Below are 21,722 nucleotides of genomic sequence, written 5' to 3'. Positions count from 1 at the left end.
CCCGTGAACGATCGCACGCGCGCGCCCGTCGACGGCTCGCGGCGCCGGCTGGCGCTGGCCGCCGGCCTGGGCGCCGCCCTCGCGGCGTGGCCTGCGGCGGCCCGCGTGCGCGGCAAGCCGGTGCGCCGGCGCGCGTCGCGGCCGATGATGGGCACGCGCGTCGACGTGGCCGTGCGGGGCGACGACCCGCGGCAGCTCGACGCGGCGATCGCCGCCGCCTACGGGCGAATGGGGGCGCTGGTGGCCATGATGAGCCACTACGAGCCGGCCAGCCGCATCGCCGCGATCAACCTCGCGGCCGGCGTGCAGCCGGTGACGATCGAACCCGAGCTGATGGACGTGTTGCTGATGGCGCGACGCATGTCGCAGCGCAGCGGCGGCGCGTTCGACGTGACCATCGGCTCGGTGGGGCGCTGGCACTTCGATGCGCGCGATCCGCGCATGCCCGAGCCCGGCTACATTGCAGCGCACCTGCGCGACGTCGACTGGCGCCAGCTGGTGCTGGACCAGGACGCCGGCACCGCGTACCTGCAGCGGCGCGGGATGCGCATCGATCCCGGCGGCATCGCCAAGCTGCCGATCCTCGCGGCCGGCCTGCAGGTCCTGAAGGACCATGGCATCGAACAGGCGCTGGTCAACGGCGGCGGCGACGTGGTCGCGGCGAGCGGCGCGGCGCAGCGGCCCTGGCGCGTCGGCATCCGCGACCCGCGCCGGCCCGCCCGGCTGCTGGGCGCGCTCGACGTGCGCGACGGGTTCGTCGCCTCGTCGGGCGACTACGAACGCTTCTTCCTGCGCGACGGGCGGCGCTATCACCACCTGCTCGATCCGAAGACCGGCTACCCGGCGCGCGGTCCGCGCGGCGTGACCCTGGTCGGCAGCGACCTCGCGTCGGTGAACGGACTCGGCGCGGCCGCGATGGTGCTGGGCACCGCCGGGGGCCGCGAGCTGATTCGCGCTACGCCCGGCGTGCAGGCGCTGGTTGCCGGCAGCGACGGCGGGCTGTGGATCATGCCCGGGCTGCGCGAGCGGCTGCTGCCGGCATGAAGCGCGACACCGCCGCCGCCCCGGGCGCGCGAGAGACCGCACGCGAGCTGGTGTCTCGCTTGTCGCCGGCGCGGCACGCCCGTAGAGTCGAGTTCATCCCCCCAACGCCGTCCGTGCCGCCTGCAACCGTGGCCGGTGGCCATCGAGATTTCCCATGACCACTGCCGTCACCCTGGACAGGACGGTGCACCTGCTCCACGAAGAGACCTCCCGCTGCGCGACGCCGGCCACCCGCCGCTGCGCCACGTGCCGGGTCAGCACGCTGTGCCTGCCCGGCGGTCTGAGCGAGGACGACCTGCAGCCGCTCGACTCCCTGTTGCTCACCACGCGGCGGGTCGCGGCCGGCCAGTCGATCTTCGCCGAGGGCGATCCGTTCCGCTTCATTTACGCGGTGCGCAGCGGGACCTGCAAGACCGCGATGCTGCGATCGGACGGGCGCGAGCAGGTGACGGGCTTCCACATGGCCGGCGAGGTGATGGGGCTGGAAGGCCTGGCGCACGGCACGCACCGCCTCACGGCCACCGCGCTGGAAGACGGCGAGGTCTGCCTCATTCCCTACGAGCGGCTGGTGGCGGCGACGGTCGCCACGCCCGGCGCCAAGGACCTGGTGCGCCACCTCATGGGCCAGGAGATGGAGCGCGACCACAGCATCATGGTGGTGCTGGGGCTCACCGATGCCGGCGACCGGCTGGCGGCGTTCCTGTTGAACCTGTCGGAGCGCCATGCATCGCGCGGCTACTCGCCCCGCGAGTTCCATCTGCGCATGAGCCGTGGCGACATCGCGAGCTTCCTCGGCGTCAAGCTCGAGACGATCAGCCGCACGTTCTCCTCGTTCCAGAAGCGCGGCTTCCTCGAAGTGAGCGGGCGCCACCTGCGCATCACGGACCTCGAGGGCCTGAAGAGCGCGTACGGATTGCGGCTGCGCTGAGGCGTCTGGGCGGGGTGCCCCCACCCCCACCCTCCCCCAGTGGGGGAGGGAGTTCTTCTTGTCAGCGGGTCTGCAGCAGCGCGCGCTGGAACGACAGCACGTGTTCCTGCACGGCGGCGACGGCCGCTTCGGCGTCGTTGCGACCCAGCGCGTCGATGATCGCCGTGTGCTCCGCCTGCACTTCGGCGAGGTGGCGTTCGTCGGCCAGCGAGATTGCCCAGAAGCGCTGCGAGCGGGCGTGCAGCACCTTGAGGATCTCGGCGAGCATGCGGTTGTGGGCAGCCGCGGCGACCTGCTCGTGGAAGTCGCGGTCGAGGTTCATCACCTCGGTGAGGTGCCGGCGGGCCACCGCCGCATCGAACTCCCGTGCCACGGCGGCGATCCGCTCGACTTCCGCGCCGGTGATCCGGCCGGCGGCGAGCCGGGCGCACAGCACTTCGTTGGCCAGGCGCACCTGGATCAGTTCCATCGCGTCGTTGATCGACAGCGGCGACACCATCACGCCCTTGCGCGGAATGATCTGCACCAGCCCTTCGTTGGCGAGCCGGTGCAGCGCGTGGTTGATCGGCGTGCGGCCCAGCGCCAGTTCGTCCATCAGGCTGGCCGTGTTCAGGTACTCCCCCGGCTTGTAGGCCAGGGTGGTGAGCGCGTCCTTCAGCAACTGGTAGGCCTGCTCGTTCTGCGAGGGCGCCGCCTGCCGTGCGCGGCCGGCGGCGGGCGCGCGCGGGCGGCGGAGTTTCGGGCGTGGGCGGTCCATGGGGCGTAAGGTGCGGGTATCGGGATAGTACCTGATTTGCCTCCTGGCATGACCTTGATATGATCTTGGCCGTGTTGTGAAATTTCACGGCACAAGGAAGCCCGGCACCCGGTTCCGCATGGCCCGGGAGCCAGTCCCGCGCGCTGCGCGCCGCCCCGTCGCGGCGCCGCGCGCGGTCCCGGTCTCGTGTCCCAGGAACCACTCGTCATGAAAAAACGCATCCTCCTCGCCACCGCCATCGTCGCCGCCGCGGCCGCCACGCTGGCCAACGCCCAGGCCACGCTGCCCAAGACGCACCTGAAGGTGGTCGGCGGCCTGAGCAACCTCACCGCGTACAACGACTTCGAGAAGCCGTTCTGGACCCAGGTGGTGCCCAAGCTGTCGAACGGGCAGGTCACCGCCGAGATCAAGGGCTTCAACGAGATGGGCCTGAAGGGGCCCGAAGTGCTGCGCCTGATGTCCCAGGGCGTGATCGAGTTCGGTACCGCGACGCTGTCGTACTTCGCCAGCGACAACCCGATCAACGAGGCGGTGGACCTGGCCGGCCTGGTGCCCGACGCCAAGACCGCGCGCGCGGTGGTCGACGCGTTCACGCCGGTGTACGCCAAGTTCTACGGCGCCGGCTCCGGCATCAAGCTGCTGGGCCTGTCGCCGTATCCGGCGCAGGTGCTGTTCTGCAACGCGCCGATGAAGGGCCTGGCCGACATCAAGGGCAAGAAGGTCCGCACCAGCAGCCGCACGCAGGCCGAGTTCGTCGACGCGATGGGCGGCTCCAGCGTCACGATGGCGTTCGGCGAAGTGGTGCCGGCGATGCAGAACAAGGTGGTCGACTGCGCCATCACCGGCTCGCTCTCGGGCTACCACGCCAAGTGGTACGAGGTCTCCACGCACCTGCTGGAGCTGCCGATCAACTGGAACCCGCAGATCCACGCCGTCAATCAGAAGGCCTGGGACAAGCTCGACCCGAAGGTGCAGGCGTTCCTGCAGTCGAACATCAGGTCGATGATCAACAACATGTGGGACGGCGCCGCGTCGCAGACGCAGGAAGGCTACGACTGCAACACCGGCGCGGCCGCGTGCAAGCAGCCGGTCAAGGGCAAGATGGTCCTGGTCAAGTCGACCGATGCCGACCGCGCCCTGCTCAAGAAGGTGATGCAGGAGACGGTGCTGCCGAAGTGGGCCGCCCGCTGCTCGGCACAATGCGTGAGCGACTTCAACGCGCACATCGGCAAGATCGTCGGCCTCACTGCCAAGAAGTAAGGCGCCTGGGCGCCGGGCGGCGGCGCCCGGCGCCCGCCTCGCGCGACCGGCGCCGGTCCGCTCCATTCCAACTCGTCTTCCCATGTCCACCATCAACCGGCCCGTGCCGTTCGGCAAGCTGCTGGACCGGCTCGAACTGCTGTCGCGGATCGCCGTCTGGTCCGGCGGCGCGCTGACGCTCGCCTGCGTCTTCCTCATCTCCTTCGACGTCGTCGCCCGCAAGTTCTTCGGCTTCACCGTCGGCGGCTCCGACGAGCTGTCCGGCTATGTCTTCGCGATCAGCACCACCTGGGCCTTCGCCTACGTGCTGCTGCAGCGCGGCAACGTCCGCGTCGACGTGCTGTACCAGCACCTGCCGCCGCGGCTGGCGGCGCTGCTCGACTGGCTGTCGCTGGTGGCGCTGGGGGTGTTCATCGGCGCGATGACCTGGCACGCGTCGGGCGTCGCGCAGACGTCGTGGGAACGCAGCGCGACCGCCAATACCCCGCTGGCGACGCCCTTGTGGCTGCCGCAAGGGCTGTGGGTGCTGGGACTCGCCTGGACCTGCGTGGTCCTCGCGCTGCTGCTGGTCCCGGCATCCATCGCGCTGGTGACGGGTGACGCGGCCGCCATGAAGGAGCTGTGCGGCGTGCGCTCGGCCAAGGAGGAGGCCGAGGAAGAGGCGGTCGCCGGCGAGCGCATGGTGCGGGGGGAAGCGCGATGATCGCCACCGCCATCATCCTGCTGCTGGTCCTGATCGGCCTGAGCCTGCCCGTGGGCGCCGCCCTCGGCGTGCTGGGCCTGGCGCTCGACCCCCTGTTTTCGATGCTGCCGCTCAGCCGCGCGATGGGCGAGCTGGCCTGGAGCACCGGCAACGAGTTCCTGCTGGTCGCCATCCCGCTGTTCATCCTGCTCGGCGAGATCCTGCTGCGCGCCGGCTTCGCCGAACGCATGTACGGCGCGATGGCGCAGTGGCTGTCCTGGCTGCCGGGCGGGCTGATGCACGCCAACATCGGCGCTTCCACGCTGTTCGCCGCGACCTCGGGTTCCAGCGTGGCGACGGCCGCGACCGTCGGCACCGTCGCCATCCCGCAGATCAAGCGCTACCGCTACAACGAGTCGCTGTTCCTCGGCAGCATCGCCGCCGGCGGCACGCTGGGCATCCTGATCCCGCCGTCGATCAACCTCGTGATCTACGGCGTGCTCACCAACTCCTCCGTCCCCAAGCTGTACCTGGCGGGCATCATCCCGGGCTTCCTGCTGGCGCTGCTGTTCATGGTGGTGGTCGGCGTGGCCTGCACCGTCAAGCCCGAATGGGGCGGCCATCGCATCAAGGCGAGCTGGGGCGAGCGCATCGCCGGCCTGCAGCACCTGCTGCCGCCGCTCGGGATCTTCCTGATGGTGGTCGGCTCGATCTACGCGGGCCTCGCGACGCCGACCGAAGCCGCCGCGCTGGGCGTGCTGGGCGCCATCATCCTGGCCGCGTTCTTTCGCAAGCTGACGTTCGCGATGCTGCGCGACGCGGTCGAGGGAACCATGAAGTCGACGGCGATGATCATGCTGATCGTCATCGCGGCGAGCTTCCTGAACTTCATCATGTCGGCCATCGGCCTGACCGACGCCATGACCCAGAAGATCGTGGGCCTGGGCCTGTCGCCCGGCTGGATGCTGCTGGTGCTGGTGATCTTCTACGTCATCCTCGGCTGCTTCATGGAGACGCTGTCGATGATGATCGTCACCATCCCGCTGGTGGCGCCGATCATGACCCAGCTCGGCTACGACCCGATCTGGCTGGGGATCGTCATCATCGTGCTGGTCGAGACGGCGCTGATCACGCCGCCGGTCGGCCTGAACCTGTTCGTCGTGCACAGCCTGCGCAAGAGCGGCTCGATGAACGCGGTGATCGTCGGCGCGCTGCCCTTCGTCGGCGCGCTGTTCGCGATCATCGCGCTGCTCGCCGCCTTCCCCGACCTGGCGCTGTGGCTGCCGCGCGTGTTCGGCTGAGCGCCGCCATTCCTTCGCTCCGAATCTTCTTCAGGGACTTCGCATGAAACTCGCCTTCACCGTCGAGGCCGCCGGCCGCACGAGCCAGCTGCAGGTCGACATCGACACCTTCGTCATCGCCGGCTGGGCCGGCCGCGACCGCGCCGCCATCGACCACCATATCGAGGAACTGGCCGCGATCGGCGTCCCGCGTCCGAGCGCGGTGCCGCTGTACTACCGCGTGGCCGAGAACCAGCTCACGCAGAGCCCGCGCATCCAGGCCGTGGGCCCGCATTCCTCCGGCGAGGTAGAGACCTTCGTGTTCACCGCCGGCGGCGAGCTGTACGTCAGCCTGACCTCCGACCATACCGACCGCAAGCTCGAATCGCACAGCGTGGCGCTGTCCAAGCAGCTGTGCGCCAAGCCGGTCGGCACCACGGCCTGGCGCTTCGCCGACGTCGCCGGCCACTGGGACGAGCTGGTGATCCGCTCGCGCATCGTCGAGGACGGGCAGCAGGTCGTCTACCAGGAAGGCGCCTTGAGCGCGCTGCGCCTGCCCGTGGAGCTGATCAACGGCTACACCAACGGGCGCCCGCTGCCGGAGCGCTGCGCCATGAGCTGCGGCACCGTCGGCGCGATCGGCGGCATCCGGCCGTCGACCTCGTTCGAGATGGAGCTGTTCGATCCGCGCAGCGGCCGCAGCCTGCGCCACGCCTACACGGTGGACGTGCTGCCGGAAGTCGCCTGAGGCGCCGCGCCATGAGCACCTTGCCCACCATCGCCGGGCTGGCCGCCGACCTGCGCGCGGGCCGCACTTCTTCCGCCGCCCTCATCGAGGGCGCGTTCGAGCGCATCCAGGCGCCGGGCGGCGAGGGCGCGCGCGCCTTCACCCGCCTGTACGACGAACAGGCGCGCGTAGCGGCACGGGCGTCCGACGAATTGCGTGCCGCCGGTCTCGCGCGGTCGCCGCTCGACGGCCTGCCGGTTTCGATCAAGGACCTGTTCGACGTCGCCGGCGAGACGACGCTGGCGGGGTCGGTCGCGCGCGAGGGCGAGCCGGCCGCGACCGCCGACGCGCCCGTGGTCCAGCGCCTGCGCGCCGCGGGCGCCGTGATCGTGGGCAAGACGAACATGACCGAGTTCGCCTTCTCCGGGCTGGGCATCAACCCGCACTACGGCACGCCGCTCAATGCCTGGGACCGCGCCGGCGGCCGCATTCCGGGTGGTTCGTCCTCGGGCGCCGCGGTGTCCGTCACCGACGGCATGGCCGTGGCCGGCATCGGCTCCGACACCGGCGGCTCGGTGCGCATACCCGCGGCCTTGTGCGGCCTCGTCGGCTTCAAGCCCACCGCGCGCCGCGTCCCGCTGCAAGGGGCATTGCCGCTGTCGGCGAGCCTCGATTCGATCGGCCCGATCGCGGCCAGCGTCGCCTGCTGCGCGCAGCTCGACGCGATCCTCTCCGGCCAGGACCTGGCGCCGGCGCCCGCGCCGCTGCGCGGCCTGCGGCTGGCGGTGCCGCTGACGGTGGCCCTCGACGGCATGGACGACCATGTGGCCCGCTCGTTCCGCGCGGCGCTGGCACGCCTTTCGGCGTCCGGAGCGATCGTGCAGGAGCTGGAACTGCCGGCGTTCGCGCGGCTGGCGACGATCAACGCCAAGGGCGGCCTCACGGCCGCCGAAGCGTGGTGGTGGCACCGCGACCTGATCGACAGGGCGGCCGCCAGGTACGACCCGCGGGTGGTTTCGCGCATCCTGCGCGGCAAGGAGATCTCCGCGGCCGACTACCTGGACGTCCAGCAGGCGCGCGCCGCCTGGACGGCCGAAGTCGGGCGCGCGATCGAGGGATTCGACGCGCTGGTGCTGCCGACGGTGCCGGTCGTGGCGCCGACGGTGGCGGAACTGGTGGAGTCCGACGACGCGTATTTCCGCGTCAACGGCCTGATCCTGCGCAATCCGACGCTGGTCAACTTCCTGGACGGCGCCGCGCTGTCGCTGCCGTGTCAGGACCCCGGCTCCGCGCCGGTAGGATTGATGGTCGCCGGACCCGCCATGAGCGACCGGCGGGTCCTTTCGCTCGGACTGGCGATGGAATCCGTCCTGAAGCCACGCTGACCAACCCACACCGCCATGCCCACCACCCCCGCCCTGTTCACGCCGGTCCGCCTGGGGCCGCTCACGCTGCCGAACCGGATCATGGTTTCGCCGATGTGCCAGTACACCGCCGTCGACGGACTGCCGGTGGACTGGCACCTGATCCACCTGGGCGGCCTGGCCATCTCCGGCGCGGGCCTGCTGTGCGTGGAAGCGACGGCGGTGCGGCCCGAGGGGCGCATCACGCCCGGCTGCCTGGGGCTGTACAGCGACGGTCACGAGGCCGCGCTGCATCGCGTCGTGCAGGCGGTGCGTTCGGTGTCTTCCATTCCGCTGGCGCTGCAGTTGTCGCACGCCGGCCGCAAGGCCTCCAGCCGGGCGCCGTGGGAAGGGGGCGCGCTGATCCCGCCGGCGCAGGGCGGCTGGGAGCCCCTCGCGCCCTCGGCGCTGGCGCAGCGGCCCGAGGAGGCGCCGCCGCGCGCGATGACGGTGCGCGACATCGCCGACGTGGTCGATTCGTTCGCGGAGGCGGCCGGCCGCGCGCGTGACCTGGGTTTCGACGCCATCGAGCTGCACATGGCGCACGGCTACCTCCTGCACCAGTTCATGTCGCCGCTGGCAAACGCGCGCGACGACGCGTACGGCGGCTCGCTGGACAACCGCCTGCGGCTGCCGCTGCAGGTGTTCGACGCGGTGGCCCGGGCCGCCGGCCCCCGCATCGCCGTCGGCGTGCGCCTGTCGGCCACCGATTGGGTCGAAGGCGGCTGGGACGTCGCCCAGACGATCGAGATCGGCAAGCGGCTGCAGGCGCGCGGCTGCGCGTTCCTGGACATCTCGTCCGGCGGCGTGTCGTACCAGCAGAAGATTCCGCTCGGCCCGGGCTACCAGGTACACCTGGCGGCGCAGGTGAAGCGCGAAGTGGACATCCCCGTGGTGACGGTCGGCCTGATCACCGACCCGGCGCAGGCCGAACAGATCGTCGCGCAAGGCCAGGCCGACGTGGTCGCGCTCGCGCGCGGCTTCCTGCACGATCCGCGCTGGCCGTGGCGGGCGGCCGCCGAACTCGGCGGCACGGTGGCGGTGCCGAAGCAGTTGCTGCGGGCGCTGCCGGCCGGCCACGCGCCGATCTTCGGCGACGTGAAGATCGGCCAGCGCTGATCTGCCTGCCGTCCTCTCGCCGGCGGCTGCGCGCCACGGCGCTGCCATGCTGCTGCTCAAGCTCCTGCTCGTTCCCACGCTGATCGCGCTGATCACGCTGGCCGGCCGCCGCTGGGGGCCGGCGGTGGCCGGCTGGCTGGCCGGCTTCCCCGTCGTGGCCGGGCCGCTGCTGCTGATGATCGGGGTGGAGCAGGGGCCGGCCTTCGCCGCGCAGGCGGCGCAGGCCGCGCTGCTGGCGATCCTCGCCAACCTCGCGTTCAGCGCCGGCTATTCGTGGGCCGCGCTGCGCTGGCCATGGTGGGCCTGCGTCGCCTCCGGCATGCTGGCCTTCGGCGCGGTGGGATGGTTGCTGGTCGCGTTCCCCATGCCGCTGTGGGCGGCGCTGGCCGTGACGATCGCCGGGCTGCTGGCCGCGCCGCGTGCCTTTCCCGGACGCGAGGCGTTCGTGCCGCCGCGCGGCCAGCCATCGCCGCTGGAACTGCCGGCCCGCATGGTGGCGGGCGCCGTGCTGACGGTGGCCGTGACGATGTTCGCGAGCCGGCTCGGACCGGCGGCGAGCGGCCTGTTCAGCGTGTTCCCCGTGATGGCGCTGGTGTTCGCCGTGTTCTCGCACCTGACGTGGGGCGTTGCCGGCACCATCCGGCTGCTGAGCGGCATGGTGCCGGGCTTCTATGCCTTCGCGACGTTCTGCCTGCTGGTGGCGCTGGCCGTGCCGCGCCTGGGCCTCGCGCCGGGGTTCCTCGTTGCGCTGGCCTGCGCGTTGCTGGTGCAGGCGGCGAGCTTCAGGCGGCGCTGAGGCAGGAGGAGCGGACAGCGGCCGGCTGTGGGTTTCTCAGCCGTCCCCGTCCTTCTTCCGCCCCGCCGCCTGTTTCGACGGGAACGTCCGCTGCACGCGGTTGTCGCCGCGGCTGCGCTGGCCCTGCGCGACGCGCTGCTTGCCGCCGGCCTTCGCCTGGCGCTGCCCCTTTGCGGCTCCCTTCGCTTGCTGCTGGTCCTTGCCCTGGCGCGCCACCTTCCGCACCGGCGGCGGGGCCTCGCCGCCCGCGAACTGCCGGATGCGCTCGGCGTCCTCCAGCCGGCTGCGCTTGTCGGCCGAATCCAGCAGCACCAGGACCAGGTCGCGGCCGGCCACCGTCGCGTTCATGGCGAGGCATTGCCCGGCCTCCACGATGTAGCCGGTCTTCTGCAGGTTGATGTCCCAGTACGGGCTCTTGACCAGCCGGTTGGAGTTGTTGAACCGGAGCGTGCGCTTGCCCAGCAGCACCAGGTGCTGCGGCGTGGTCGAGTACTCGCGCACCAGCGGCTGGCGCGACGCGGCGGTGGCCAGCAGCGCGACGTCGTGGGCCGTCGACTGGTTGCGGTTGGACAAGCCGGTGGGGTCGACGAAGGTCGTGCGGACCATGCCGAGCACCCGCGCCTTGCGGTTCATCGCCGCGACGAAGGCGTCCAGGCCACCGGGATAGGCGCGGCCCAGGGCATGCGCCGCACGGTTCTCGCTGGACATCAGCGCCAGGCGCAGCGCCTCGGCGCGCGGCAAGGTCGTGCCGACGCGCAGGCGCGACCGGCTGTTGCGCTCGGTGTCCACGTCTTGTTCGGTGATCGTGATCTCCTCGTGCAGCGGCAGCTTCGCATCGAGCACGACCAGGGCCGTCATCAGCTTGGTGAGCGAGGCGATCGGCAGCACCGTTTCGTCGTTCTTGCGCACCAGGACCTTGCCGGTGCGGGGCTCGACCACGTAGGCCGCGCTGGCGCGCAGCCGCAGCTCGTCGCGGGTGGTGTGCAGCCCGGCCATGCGCCCCCACGAGACGCCGTTGCGCGCTTGCGGCGGGTCGGATTCCGTGGTCGGCGCGGCCTCGGCCACTTCGGCCGGCAGCGCTTCGGGCCCGCTCACGGGCGGCGGGGCGGCCGGCCCGGCCGGCGCGGTGGCCACGCCAGGGGCGGCGGGCGGGGTCGCGATGGGCGCGGGCTCCTGCTCCAGATACCACCACGCGGCCGCCAGCGCCGTCGCCAGGACCAGGACGAGGCTGAGGCGGATTGTTCGTGCTCCTGTTCGTGTGGCTTTGCCCATCGACGACGTCCCTCGGGCCACCGGAGGCCAGCGGCAACTCTAGTGGCGCACCGCCGGGCGGCGGTTGCGGCAAAGGAGCAAGCTGTTGTAGGCGGGGGGCGACAGCGCGACGGGGCCGGCCGCGGCCGTGACGCGGCGCAAGAAGCCGTGCCGCGCGGATGGAATGACTAAAAATTTCGTTATGATCGACCGGCTTGTAAATATATGTTCACCTCGCTCACGCGCCCGGGAGCGCCACGCTGATGGCGGCGCCCCCCGGCAATCCCTCGATGGCGCAGCGCATCGCGCGCGTGCTGCCCAGCCTGACGCGATCCCACCGCCAGATGGCGGACTGGGTGCTCGCGCATCCGCTGCAGGCGGCGACCATGCCGATCGACGAGCTCGCCGCGACGGTGGGCGTGTCGGTGGCCACGGCCAACCGCTTCGCGCGGGCGCTGGAGTTCGAGGGCTACGCGCAGTTCCGCGCGGCGCTGGTGCTGGGGTTCGAGACCACGCTCGCGCCGGTGGAGAAGCTGCGCAGCAAGCTGGAACGCTCGGCCAGCGTCGCCGACGTGTTCGCCAGCGCGCTCGCCGACATCCAGCGCAACATCGAGTTCACCCGGCAGTCGCTGGACCGCCACAGCTGCGAGCAGGCGGTCGAGGCGATCCTGAAGGCCGAGCGCATCTACATCATCGGCTTCGGCAGCAGCAGCTGGCTCGGCGGACTGCTGCAGCGCAGCCTCGATCCGTACCGCGACAACGTGCAATTGCTGGCGACGGTGGAGAGCGCCTCGTTTGCCGCCAAGATGCTGAGCCGCGCGCGGCCGGCGGACCTGGTGATCGCGATCGCCTTTCCGCGCTACCTGGCCGACACGGTGCAGCTGGCGCAGCGCGCCCGCGAGGCGGGCGTGCCGGTGCTGGTGCTCACGGATCGCGTCACCTCGCCGCTGGCGCCGATCGGCAGCGTGGCCCTGTACGCGCAGACCGACAGCCACTACTTCGCCAACTCCGAGGCCACCGTGCTGGCCCTGATCGAGGCGCTGGCCAGCGCCGTCGCGCACCGCGTCAAGGGCTCGGTCAAGGCGGCGGCGCGGCTCGCCGAGTCGGTGCTGCCCTGGCTGCACCGCGATGACGCCCGTGCCCCCGACGCCGCACCGGCCCCGCGGCGCCGGCGCCGTCCCACAACATCATCCAAGGTCCAGCAGTGAGTTCGTCCCCCGCCCGTCCCCTCGTCGTCGTCCACGGCGGCGCCGGCACCATGAGCCGCGACGGCAGCCCCGCGCAGCAGCAGGAGGCGTACCACGCCGCGCTGCGTGCCGTGCTCGGCCCGGCGCAGGAGCTGCTCGCCAGGGGCGGCAGCGCGCTCGACGCCGTGTCGCTGGCGGTCGACCTGCTGGAAGACTGCCCGTTGTTCAACGCCGGCCATGGCGCGGTGTTCACGCACGACGAGACGCACGAACTCGACGCCGCCGTGATGGACGGCGCCACGCTCAAGGCCGGCGCGGTGGGTTGCGTCACGCGCATCAAGCGCCCGGCGCGCGCGGCCCGCGCCGTGATGGAACACACCGAGCACGTGCTGCTGGTCGGCGCAGGCGCCGAAGCGCTGGCGCAGCGGCTTGGCCTGGAACTGGTGACGCCCGATTATTTCTCGACCGAGGCACGGCGCGAGCAGTTGCGCCGCGCCCTGGCGGCTGACAAGGCGATGCTCGACCATGACGGCGCGTCGCTGACTTTTCGCCAGCCGGCCGCCGTGCCGCCGCTGGACGAATCGCGCAAGTTCGGTACCGTGGGCGCCGTGGCACTGGACGCGCAAGGCAACCTCGCCGCCGCCACGTCCACCGGCGGCATGACCAACAAGCAGCCGGGCCGCGTCGGCGACTGCCCGGTGATCGGGGCCGGCACCTACGCCGACAACCGCACCGCGGCCATCTCCTGCACCGGCACCGGCGAGATGTTCATCCGCGCCGCGGCGGCCTACGACGTCTGCGCGCGCATGGCCTACGGCGGCGCGTCGCTCGAGGCGGCGGCCCAGGCGGTGGTGATGGAGACCCTGCCGCCGATCGGCGGGCGCGGCGGCCTGATCGCCGTCGACCGCCACGGCAACTTCAGCATGCCGTTCAACACCGAAGGCATGTACCGCGGCTGGGCCCGCGTGGGCGAACCGCTGCAGACGGCCATCTTCCGGTGAGCGTACGAGCACGATGAGCAGCACCTTGATCGACATGCCGGCGCCGGCGGCACTGGAACTGCCCGCGCAGCGCGTGGTGCAGGTGAGCGACCTGTCGGTGCGCTTCACCACGTCCGAGCGCACCGTGGACGCGGTGCGCAACCTGTCGTTCCACGTCGACCGGGGCGAGACGCTGGCGATCGTCGGCGAGTCGGGCTCCGGCAAGTCGGTGACCTCGCTGGCGCTGATGCGGCTGGTGGAGCACGGCGGCGGACGGATCGTGAACGGCCGCATGGCGTTCCGCCGGCGCAAGGGCGAGGTGCTGGACCTGGCGCGGGCCGACTCGTCGACCATGCGCGGCATCCGCGGCGCCGACATCGCGATGATCTTCCAGGAGCCGATGACGTCGCTGAACCCGGTGTTCACGGCCGGCGACCAGATCGCCGAATCGATCCGCGTGCACCAGGGCAAGAGTGCCGGCGAGGCCCGTGCCGAGGCCCTGCGCATGCTGGAGCTGGTGCGCATCCCGGAGGCGCGCAACGTCCTGGACCGCTTCCCGCACCAGTTGTCGGGCGGGATGCGCCAGCGCGTCATGATCGCCATGGCGCTGTCGTGCCGTCCGTCGCTGCTGATCGCCGACGAGCCGACCACGGCGCTGGACGTGACGATCCAGGCCCAGATCCTGCAATTGATCCGCGCGCTGCAGGACGAGATGCAGATGGGGGTGGTGTTCATCACCCACGACATGGGCGTGGTGGCCGAAGTGGCCGACCGCGTGCTGGTGATGTACGGCGGCAACAAGGTGGAGGAGGGTACCTCCGAAACCATCTTCGCCCAGCCTCGCGAGCGCTACACCCGCGCCCTGCTGTCGGCGGTGCCGCGGCTGGGATCGATGCAGGGCACCGACCTGCCGCGCAAGTTCGAGCTGCTGCGCACCGACGCCGACAGCGGCCCGCCCGACACCACGCCGCAGGACACCGTGCCAGCCGGCAGCGCGCCGGTGCTGCGGGTGCACGACCTCGTGACGCGCTTCGACGTGCCCAGCGGCATCCTGGGGCGGGTCAAGCGCCGGGTGCATGCGGTGGAGAAGGTGAGCTTCGAGCTGCTGCCCGGCGAGACGCTGGCGCTGGTCGGCGAATCCGGCTGCGGCAAGTCGACCACCGGTCGCTCGCTGTTGCGGCTGGTGGACAGCCAGGGCGGCGCCATCGAGTTCGGCGGCCGCAACGTCCGCGACCTGCCGAACACGCAGCTGCAGGCCCTGCGCCGCAACATCCAGTTCATCTTCCAGGACCCGTTCTCCTCGCTCGATCCGCGCGTGACCGTCGGCTTCACCATCATGGAGCCGCTGCTGGTGCACAGGATCGCGAAGGGCAAGGAAGCGCAGGATCGCGTCGACTGGCTCCTGCAGAAGGTCGGCCTGCCGCGCGAATACGCGCAGCGCTACCCGCACGAGTTCTCCGGCGGCCAGCGCCAGCGCATCGCCATCGCGCGCGCCCTGGCCCTCAACCCCAAGGTCGTGATCGCCGACGAGTCGGTGTCGGCGCTGGACGTGTCGATCCAGGCGCAGATCGTCAACCTGATGCTGGACCTGCAGCGCGAACTCGGCATCGCCTTCCTGTTCATCTCGCACGACATGGCGGTGGTCGAGCGCATCAGCCACCGTGTCGCCGTCATGTACCTGGGGCAGATCGTCGAGATCGGCCCGCGCCGCGCGATCTTCGAGAACCCGCAGCACGCCTATACGAAGCGGCTGATGGCGGCCGTGCCGGTGGCCGATCCGGCCCGCCGGCACCTGCGCCGCGAGCTGCTGGAAGGCGAGATTCCCAGCCCGATCCGCGCCGTGGGCGACGAGCCCGTGGTGCGGCCGCTGGTGGAGGTCGCGCCCGGCCATTTCGTCGCCCGCCATCCGGTGGGCGGCGCCTTCTGAACGCAGTTTTTTCACAGAGGAGCAACCCATGAAACATTCCCTCGCACCCCTGGCGGCAGCGCTCGCGCTGTCGGCCACGTTCGCGGCGCCGGCCTTCGCGGCCAAGGACGTCGTGGCGGCGGTCGCCTCGACCTTCACCACGATGGATCCGTACGACGCCAACGACACGCTGTCGCAGGCCGTCGTCAAGTCCTTCTACCAGGGGCTGTACGGTTTCGACAAGGACATGAAGATGAAGCCGGTGCTGGCCGAGAGCCACACGGTGAGCAAGGACGGCCTCGTCTACACGATGAAGCTGAAGAAGGACATCAAGTTCCACGACGGCACCGATTTCAATGCGCAGGCGGTGAAGGCCACCTTCGACCGCGTGACCAACCCCGACAACAAGCTCAAGCGCTACAACCTGTACAAGAACATCGCCAAGACCGAGGTGGTGGACCCGTACACCGTGAAGTTCACGCTGAAGGAGTCGTTCTCGCCCTTCATCAACTCGCTGGCGCATCCCTCCGGCGTGATCATCTCGCCCGCCGCGCTGGAGAAGCACGGCAAGGCGATCGCCCAGAACCCGGTCGGCACCGGTCCGTTCAAGTTCGTCGAGTGGAAGCAGAGCGACTACCTGAAGGTCGCGAAGTTCGACGGCTACTGGAAGAAGGGCTTCCCGAAGGTCGACACCATCACCTTCCGCCCGGTGGTCGACAACAACTCGCGCAGCGCGATGATGCAGACCGGCGAGGCCCACTTCACCTTCCCGGTGCCGTACGAGCAGGCCGAGATCCTGAAGACCAAGCAGGACATCGCGCTGGTGGCCGCGCCGTCGATCGTGCACCGCTACATGTCGATGAACACGCTGCAGAAGCCGTTCGACAACCCGAAGGTGCGCCAGGCGATCAACTACGCGATCAACAAGCAGGCCCTGGCCAAGGTGGCCTTCTCCGGCTATGCGATCCCGGCCGAAGGCGTGCTGCCCAAGGGCGTGGAATACGCGGTCAAGCTCGGCCCGTGGCCGCATGACCCGGCCAAGGCCAGGGCGCTGCTGAAGGAGGCCGGCTATCCGAATGGCTTCGAGACGCAACTGTGGTCGGCCTACAACCACACCACGGCGCAGAAGGTGATCCAGTTCCTGCAGCAGCAGCTGGCGCAGGTCGGCATCAAGGCCTCGGTGCAGGCGCTGGAAGCCGGCCAGCGCGTCGAGAAGGTCGAAAGCGCGCAGGACGCCGCCACCGCGCCGGTGCGGCTGTACTACGTCGGCTGGTCGTCCTCCACCGGCGAGGCCGACTGGGCCATGCGCCCGCTGCTGGCGTCCGAGTCGCATCCGCCCAAGATGTTCAACACGGCCTACTACAAGAACGACGTGGTGGACCAGAACATCGCCAAGGCGCTGAACACGACCGATCCGAAGGAGAAGACGCGCCTCTACACCGAAGCGCAGAAGCAGATCTGGAACGACGCCCCGTGGGCCTTCCTGGTGACCGAGCAGCTGCTGTCGGCCAGCAGCAAGAAGCTGACCGGCTTCCACGTGATGCCCGATGCTTCGTTCAACTTCGACGACGTCGACCTGAAGTAATCAGGACAGGCAAAGACAGGGAACCCGCCCGCGATGGCCAGTTATTTCCTCAAGCGCCTGCTCGGTTTGCTGCCGACGCTGCTGATCGTCGCGGTGCTGGTGTTCCTGTTCGTGCACATGCTGCCGGGGGACCCGGCGCGGCTGGCGGCCGGCCCCGACGCCGACCAGCAGACCGTGGAACTGGTCCGCAAGGACCTGGGCCTGGACAAGCCGCTGCCCGAGCAGTTCGCCAGCTTCTTCACCAGGATGCTGCAAGGCGACTTCGGGACGTCGCTGCGCAGCAAGCGCGCGGTCTCGACCGAGATCGCCGAGCGCTTCCTGCCGACGCTCTGGCTGACCCTCGCCAGCATGGTCTGGTCGGTGGTCTTCGGCATGGCGATCGGCATCGTCTCCGCCGTGTTCCGCAACGAGTGGCCCGACCGGTTCGGCATGACGCTGGCCGTCTCGGGCATCTCCTTTCCTGCCTTCGCGCTGGGCATGCTGCTCATGGAGATCTTCTCCGTGCAGCTGGGCTGGCTTCCCACGGTGGGCGCCGACAGCTGGCGCCACTACATCTTGCCTTCGATCACGCTGGGCGCCGGCGTCGCCGCCGTCATGGCCCGCTTCACCCGCGCCTCATTCGTGGAAGTGATCCAGGAGGACTTCGTGCGCACGGCCCGGGCCAAGGGCCTGGAGGAGCGCGTCGTGATCTTCAAGCATTGCCTGCGCAATGCACTCATTCCGGTCGTCACCATGATGGGCCTGCAGTTCGGCTTCCTGCTGGGCGGCTCGATCGTGGTGGAGACCGTCTTCAACTGGCCGGGGCTCGGCCGCCTGCTGGTGGACGCCGTCACCATGCGCGACTACCCCGTGATTCAGACCCTGGTGCTGCTGTTCTCGCTGGAGTTCATCCTGATCAACCTGATCGTGGACCTGCTGTACGGCTACATCAACCCGACCATCCGCTACCGATGAACGCACCTTCGACCCAGCCGGTCCCCGCCGAAGACGCCAGTGCCGGTGCTGAGGTCCCGACGAGCGCTCGCGTGCGCACGCCGTGGAGCGAGTTCTGGCGCAAGTTCCGCAAGCAGCACGTGGCGCTGGTGGCGCTGGCATTCGTGCTGCTGCTGGTCGCCGTGGCAATCCTCGCGCCGTGGATCGCGCCGTACGACGCCGAGAACTTCTTCGACTACGACCGCATCAACGACGGGCCGTCGTGGCAGCACTGGATGGGCGTCGACCCCCTGGGCCGCGACATCTTCAGCCGCATCCTTTCGGGCGCGCGCCTGTCGCTGGCGGCCGGCTTCTTCTCGGTGGCCCTGGGCGGCCTGGTCGGCGCCGGCCTGGGCCTGCTCGCCGGCTACTACGGCGGCTGGTGGGACCGCATCGTGATGCGGATCTCCGACGTGCTGTTCGCCTTCCCCGGCATCCTGCTCGCGCTGGGTGTCGTCGCGATCCTGGGCAGCAGCATGGTCAACGTGGTGGTGGCCGTGTCGGTGTTCAGCGTGCCGGCGTTCGCGCGGCTGGTGCGCGGCAACACGCTGGTCCTCAAGCAGATGACCTACGTCGAGGCGGTGCGCAGCGTCGGCGCCAACGACTGGACGATCGTGATGCGGCACATCCTGCCCGGCAGCATCTCGGCGATCGTCGTGTACTTCACGATGCGGCTGGGCACCTCGATCATCACCGCGGCCAGCCTGTCCTTCCTCGGCATGGGCGCGCAGCCGCCGACGCCGGAGTGGGGCGCGATGCTCAACGAGGCGCGTGCCGACATGGTCAACGCGCCGCACGTGGCACTGTTCCCCAGCCTGGCGATCTTCTTCACGGTGCTGGCGTTCAACCTGCTGGGCGACGGCATGCGCGACGCGCTGGACCCGAAGATCGACCGGACCTGAAGTCATGCATTTCGCCGTCCCGCACATCGGCACGCTCGCGGCGGGTCCGCGCAACGCGATCAGCGACGTGCACGGAGTCACGGTGGGCCACCACACGCTGGCGCACGGCGCGGTGCAGACCGGCGTCACCGTCGTGCGGCCGCATGCCGGCGATCCGTACCGCGACAAGGTGCCGGCGGCGGCCGTCGTCCTCAACGGTTTCGGCAAGAGCGTGGGACTGGTGCAGGTCGACGAACTGGGCGTGCTGGAAACGCCGATCGCCCTGACCAACACGTTCTCTGTGCCGGCGATGGCGATGGCGCAGATCCGGCAATGCATAGGCGCCAATCCCGAGAGTGGACGCAGCCTGCCCACCGTCAATCCGCTGGTCTTCGAGTGCAACGACGGTTTTCTCAACGACATCCAGCGCATGGCGCTGGGCGATGAGCACTACCTGGAGGCCTGGGCCGCCGCCGGCGCGGATTTCGAGCAAGGCGCCGTCGGCGCCGGCCGCGGCATGTCGTCCTTCGAGCTGAAGGGCGGCATCGGGTCGGCGTCGCGCCGCGTCGCCGGCGGCGGGCACACGCTGGGGGCGCTGGTGCTGGCCAACTTCGGCAAGCTGCCGCAGCTCACCATCGCCGGACATCCGGTGGGCCGGCACCTGGCCGGCTCCTCCCCCCGCTGGGGGGAGGCTGGGAGGGGGGCTCGCGGGGCTCGCGATGAGGGCGATGGCGTCCCCGAGCAGGGTTCGATCATCCTGCTGCTGGCCACCGACGCGCCGCTGGACGCCCGCCAGCTGCGCCGGCTGGCGCTGCGCGCCGGCGCCGGCCTGGCCCGCACCGGTTCCGTCTTCGGCCATGGCAGCGGCGACATCGCGCTGGCGTTCTCCACCGCGTACACCGTGCCGCACCTGATCGAGCGGCCGATGCCGGCGATCGCGATGTTGCATGACGGCGTGCTCGACCCGCTGTTCCAGGCCGCCGCCGACGCCTGCGAGCAGGCGATCGTGAACGCGCTGTGGCATGCGCGGCCCGTCACCGGCCGCGACGGCCATCGTCGCGAGTGCCTTGCCGACCTGCTTGCCAGCTGGCGTTCGCTGTCGCAGCCGCCGGCCCGGACCTCACCATGAAGATCCTGATCTCCACCGACATCGAAGGCGTCGCCGGCGTCGTGCACCACCAGCAGGTGCGCGCCGGCAACCCGGAATACGAACGGGCCCGCGTGCTGATGACGCACGAGGCCAACGCGGCGATCGCCGGCGCCTTCGACGGCGGCGCCACCGAGGTGCTGGTCAACGACTCGCACGGCGACTTCCGCAACATGGCCGCGGAACAGCTCGACGCGCGAGCGCAGTTCGTCCTCGGCAAGCCGCGCTATCTCGGCATGATGGCCGGCGTCGAGCAAGGCGTCGCGGCCGTGTGCCTGGTCGGTTACCACTCGCGGGCCCAGGGCCGCGGCATCCTGGCGCACACGATCAACAGCTTCGCGTTCCGGCGCGTGCTGTTCAACGACGCCGAGGTGGGCGAAGCCGCCATCTACGGCGCGCTGGCCGGCGAGTACGGCGTGCCGGTCGTGATGGGCAGCGGCGACGACGCGTTCATCGAGGAGCACCGGCCGCTGTTTCCGCAAGCCGTGTTCGTCCAGACCAAGCGTGCCACCGGCCATACCAGCGGCGTCAGCCTGTCGCCGGAAGAGTCGCGGGCCGCGATCCGTGCCGGCGTGAGCGAGGCGCTGCGCCGGCCGCTACCGGTTGCGTTGCGGGTCGCGGCGCCGCTGCAGGTGCGCATCGAGACCCAGGGCCCGGCGCTGGCCGACCTCTTCTGCCAGTGGCCTGCGCTGCGCCGGATGGCGGGCGACGAGGTGGGCTTCGAGGCCCCGTCGATCGAGGCTGGCGTGCGGATGATCAATTGCCTGTCGGCGATGTCTTCGATGCTGCGCTGAGCGGAGGCGTAGAACACCCAACAGCCGGACGCAGAAGCCGCAAAGGAAACGCAGAAGCCGCAAAAAAGACAAAGAATCTTTTTGAATTCTTTTGCGGCTTCTGCGAAACCTCTGCGGCTTCTGCGTATGGATGTCCGCTTTCACTGCTCCAATGACGCGATGACGACCACGATCAAGACCGTCCGCCTGCCGTGCGGCGAGACGGTGCCGGCCCTGGGGCAGGGCACCTGGATGATGGGCGAGGATGCGGCGCTCAAGGCGCAGGAGATCGCCAGCCTGCGCGCCGGGCTCGACCACGGCCTGTCGCTCATCGACACGGCCGAGATGTACGGCGAGGGCCGCACCGAAACGCTGGTAGGCCAGGCGATCGCCGGGCGGCGCGACGAAGTGTTCCTGGTGAGCAAGGTCTACCCGCACAACGCCTCCGTGGCGGGAATGCGCGCAGCCTGCACGGCCAGCCTGAAACGCCTCGGGACCGACCGGCTCGACCTCTACCTGCTGCACTGGGGCGGCAGCGTCCCGCTGGCCGAGACGGTGGGCGCGTTCGAGCGCCTGCAGCGGGACGGCCTGATCCGCCACTGGGGCGTGAGCAACCTCGATCCGGCGGCGATGCGGGAACTGTGGTCGCTGCCCGGCGGCCCCGGGGTGCAGACGAACCAGGTCCTCTACAACCTCACCCGCCGCGGCATCGAATGGGACCTGCTGCCGTGGCAGCGCGAGCGCGGCATTCCGACCATGGCGTATTCACCGATCGAGCAGGGGCGGCTGGTACGGCATCGCGGCCTGGCGGCATTCGCCGGGCGGCACGGCATGACGCCGGCGCAGGCCGGGCTGGCGTGGCTGCTGGCCAGGGACGACGTCGTCGCCATTCCCAAGACTTCGAGCGCGCAGCGCCTCGCGGAGAATCTCGGTGCCCTGGCGCAGCCGCTGGACGCGGCCGCGCTGGCGGAACTCGATGCGCTCTTTGCGCCGCCGTCGCGCGCCACGCCGCTCGAGATGATCTGAATCCTGTCCCACACGAGG

Annotated in this window: 20 protein-coding genes; 18 read left to right on the top strand and 2 right to left on the bottom strand. The window is 70.3% G+C overall.

Annotated features, from left to right (window positions below; genetic code table 11):
- Positions 1-3: 3 nt before the first annotated feature.
- Both RAMLITH_RS06885 and RAMLITH_RS06880 read left to right on the top strand, forming a co-directional pair.
- The gene (locus RAMLITH_RS06885; RefSeq protein ID WP_168106648.1) at positions 4-1,044 is read left to right on the top strand and encodes an FAD:protein FMN transferase; all 1,041 of its coding nucleotides are present in this window, start codon (positions 4-6) and stop codon (positions 1,042-1,044) included.
- Between the two features lie 154 nt (positions 1,045-1,198).
- Complete coding sequence (locus tag RAMLITH_RS06880; protein WP_168106647.1) at positions 1,199-1,972, top strand: helix-turn-helix domain-containing protein; 774 nt, start codon at positions 1,199-1,201, stop codon at positions 1,970-1,972.
- Positions 1,973-2,033: 61 nt separating this feature from the next.
- On the opposite strand, the gene RAMLITH_RS06875 is transcribed toward RAMLITH_RS06880, so the two are convergent.
- A complete protein-coding gene (locus RAMLITH_RS06875; protein ID WP_168106646.1) occupies positions 2,034-2,729 on the bottom strand; it encodes a GntR family transcriptional regulator in 696 nt (231 codons plus the stop codon).
- 207 nt (positions 2,730-2,936) lie between these two features.
- Here RAMLITH_RS06875 and RAMLITH_RS06870 point away from each other — a divergent pair, with 207 nt between their 5' ends.
- From RAMLITH_RS06870 to RAMLITH_RS06840, 7 genes are all read left to right on the top strand, one after another.
- Positions 2,937-3,989: a TRAP transporter substrate-binding protein gene (locus RAMLITH_RS06870; protein WP_168106645.1), complete on the top strand. Its 1,053-nt coding sequence runs from the start codon at positions 2,937-2,939 to the stop codon at positions 3,987-3,989.
- Between the two features lie 82 nt (positions 3,990-4,071).
- Positions 4,072-4,692: a TRAP transporter small permease subunit gene (locus RAMLITH_RS06865; RefSeq protein ID WP_168106644.1), complete on the top strand. Its 621-nt coding sequence runs from the start codon at positions 4,072-4,074 to the stop codon at positions 4,690-4,692.
- Positions 4,689-5,972, top strand: a complete 1,284-nt coding sequence (locus tag RAMLITH_RS06860) for a TRAP transporter large permease (protein WP_168106643.1) — start codon at positions 4,689-4,691, stop codon at positions 5,970-5,972. The genes RAMLITH_RS06865 and RAMLITH_RS06860 overlap by 4 nt, the downstream gene beginning before the upstream one ends.
- Positions 5,973-6,015: 43 nt before the next feature.
- Entirely contained in the window at positions 6,016-6,699 is a 684-nt protein-coding gene (locus RAMLITH_RS06855) for a DUF2848 domain-containing protein (RefSeq protein ID WP_168106642.1), read from the top strand.
- An 11-nt stretch (positions 6,700-6,710) separates the two neighbouring features.
- Entirely contained in the window at positions 6,711-8,063 is a 1,353-nt protein-coding gene (locus RAMLITH_RS06850; RefSeq protein ID WP_168106641.1) for an amidase, read from the top strand.
- A 15-nt stretch (positions 8,064-8,078) separates the two neighbouring features.
- Positions 8,079-9,200, top strand: coding sequence for an NADH:flavin oxidoreductase/NADH oxidase (locus RAMLITH_RS06845; RefSeq protein WP_168106640.1), 1,122 nt, complete (start codon positions 8,079-8,081; stop codon positions 9,198-9,200).
- Positions 9,201-9,246: 46 nt separating this feature from the next.
- Positions 9,247-9,996, top strand: coding sequence for a hypothetical protein (locus tag RAMLITH_RS06840; protein ID WP_168106639.1), 750 nt, complete (start codon positions 9,247-9,249; stop codon positions 9,994-9,996).
- A gap of 36 nt (positions 9,997-10,032) precedes the next feature.
- Here RAMLITH_RS06840 and RAMLITH_RS06835 read toward each other — a convergent pair whose 3' ends face one another.
- Complete coding sequence (locus RAMLITH_RS06835) at positions 10,033-11,268, bottom strand: serine hydrolase (RefSeq protein ID WP_238344071.1); 1,236 nt, start codon at positions 11,266-11,268, stop codon at positions 10,033-10,035.
- A gap of 242 nt (positions 11,269-11,510) precedes the next feature.
- Between RAMLITH_RS06835 and RAMLITH_RS06830 the strand changes: the two genes are divergently transcribed.
- From RAMLITH_RS06830 to RAMLITH_RS06790, 9 genes are all read left to right on the top strand, one after another.
- Positions 11,511-12,455: a MurR/RpiR family transcriptional regulator gene (locus RAMLITH_RS06830; RefSeq protein WP_168106638.1), complete on the top strand. Its 945-nt coding sequence runs from the start codon at positions 11,511-11,513 to the stop codon at positions 12,453-12,455.
- Complete coding sequence (locus RAMLITH_RS06825; RefSeq protein ID WP_420376893.1) at positions 12,452-13,435, top strand: isoaspartyl peptidase/L-asparaginase family protein; 984 nt, start codon at positions 12,452-12,454, stop codon at positions 13,433-13,435. The genes RAMLITH_RS06830 and RAMLITH_RS06825 overlap by 4 nt, the downstream gene beginning before the upstream one ends.
- A gap of 13 nt (positions 13,436-13,448) precedes the next feature.
- Positions 13,449-15,341, top strand: coding sequence for a dipeptide ABC transporter ATP-binding protein (locus RAMLITH_RS06820; RefSeq protein WP_420376892.1), 1,893 nt, complete (start codon positions 13,449-13,451; stop codon positions 15,339-15,341).
- A 28-nt stretch (positions 15,342-15,369) separates the two neighbouring features.
- Positions 15,370-16,905 carry a glutathione ABC transporter substrate-binding protein GsiB gene (gene gsiB / locus RAMLITH_RS06815; protein ID WP_168106637.1) on the top strand — a complete coding sequence of 512 codons (1,536 nt, stop codon included), beginning with the start codon at positions 15,370-15,372 and terminating at the stop codon, positions 16,903-16,905.
- A 33-nt stretch (positions 16,906-16,938) separates the two neighbouring features.
- Entirely contained in the window at positions 16,939-17,859 is a 921-nt protein-coding gene (gsiC, locus tag RAMLITH_RS06810) for a glutathione ABC transporter permease GsiC (protein WP_168106636.1), read from the top strand.
- A complete protein-coding gene (gene gsiD / locus RAMLITH_RS06805; protein ID WP_168106635.1) occupies positions 17,856-18,779 on the top strand; it encodes a glutathione ABC transporter permease GsiD in 924 nt (307 codons plus the stop codon). The genes gsiC and gsiD overlap by 4 nt, the downstream gene beginning before the upstream one ends.
- A gap of 4 nt (positions 18,780-18,783) precedes the next feature.
- On the top strand, positions 18,784-19,887 hold the full coding sequence (locus tag RAMLITH_RS06800) for a DmpA family aminopeptidase (RefSeq protein ID WP_168106634.1): 1,104 nt from the start codon (positions 18,784-18,786) through the stop codon (positions 19,885-19,887).
- Positions 19,884-20,699, top strand: a complete 816-nt coding sequence (locus tag RAMLITH_RS06795; RefSeq protein WP_168106633.1) for a M55 family metallopeptidase — start codon at positions 19,884-19,886, stop codon at positions 20,697-20,699. The genes RAMLITH_RS06800 and RAMLITH_RS06795 overlap by 4 nt, the downstream gene beginning before the upstream one ends.
- Positions 20,700-20,870: 171 nt before the next feature.
- Positions 20,871-21,704: an aldo/keto reductase gene (locus tag RAMLITH_RS06790; RefSeq protein ID WP_168107182.1), complete on the top strand. Its 834-nt coding sequence runs from the start codon at positions 20,871-20,873 to the stop codon at positions 21,702-21,704.
- Positions 21,705-21,722 lie beyond the last annotated feature (18 nt).

Origin of the sequence: Ramlibacter lithotrophicus (assembly GCF_012184415.1) — a bacterium.
GTDB classification, from domain to species: domain Bacteria; phylum Pseudomonadota; class Gammaproteobacteria; order Burkholderiales; family Burkholderiaceae_C; genus Ramlibacter; species Ramlibacter lithotrophicus.
This window is presented reverse-complemented; position numbering and strand designations above follow the sequence as displayed.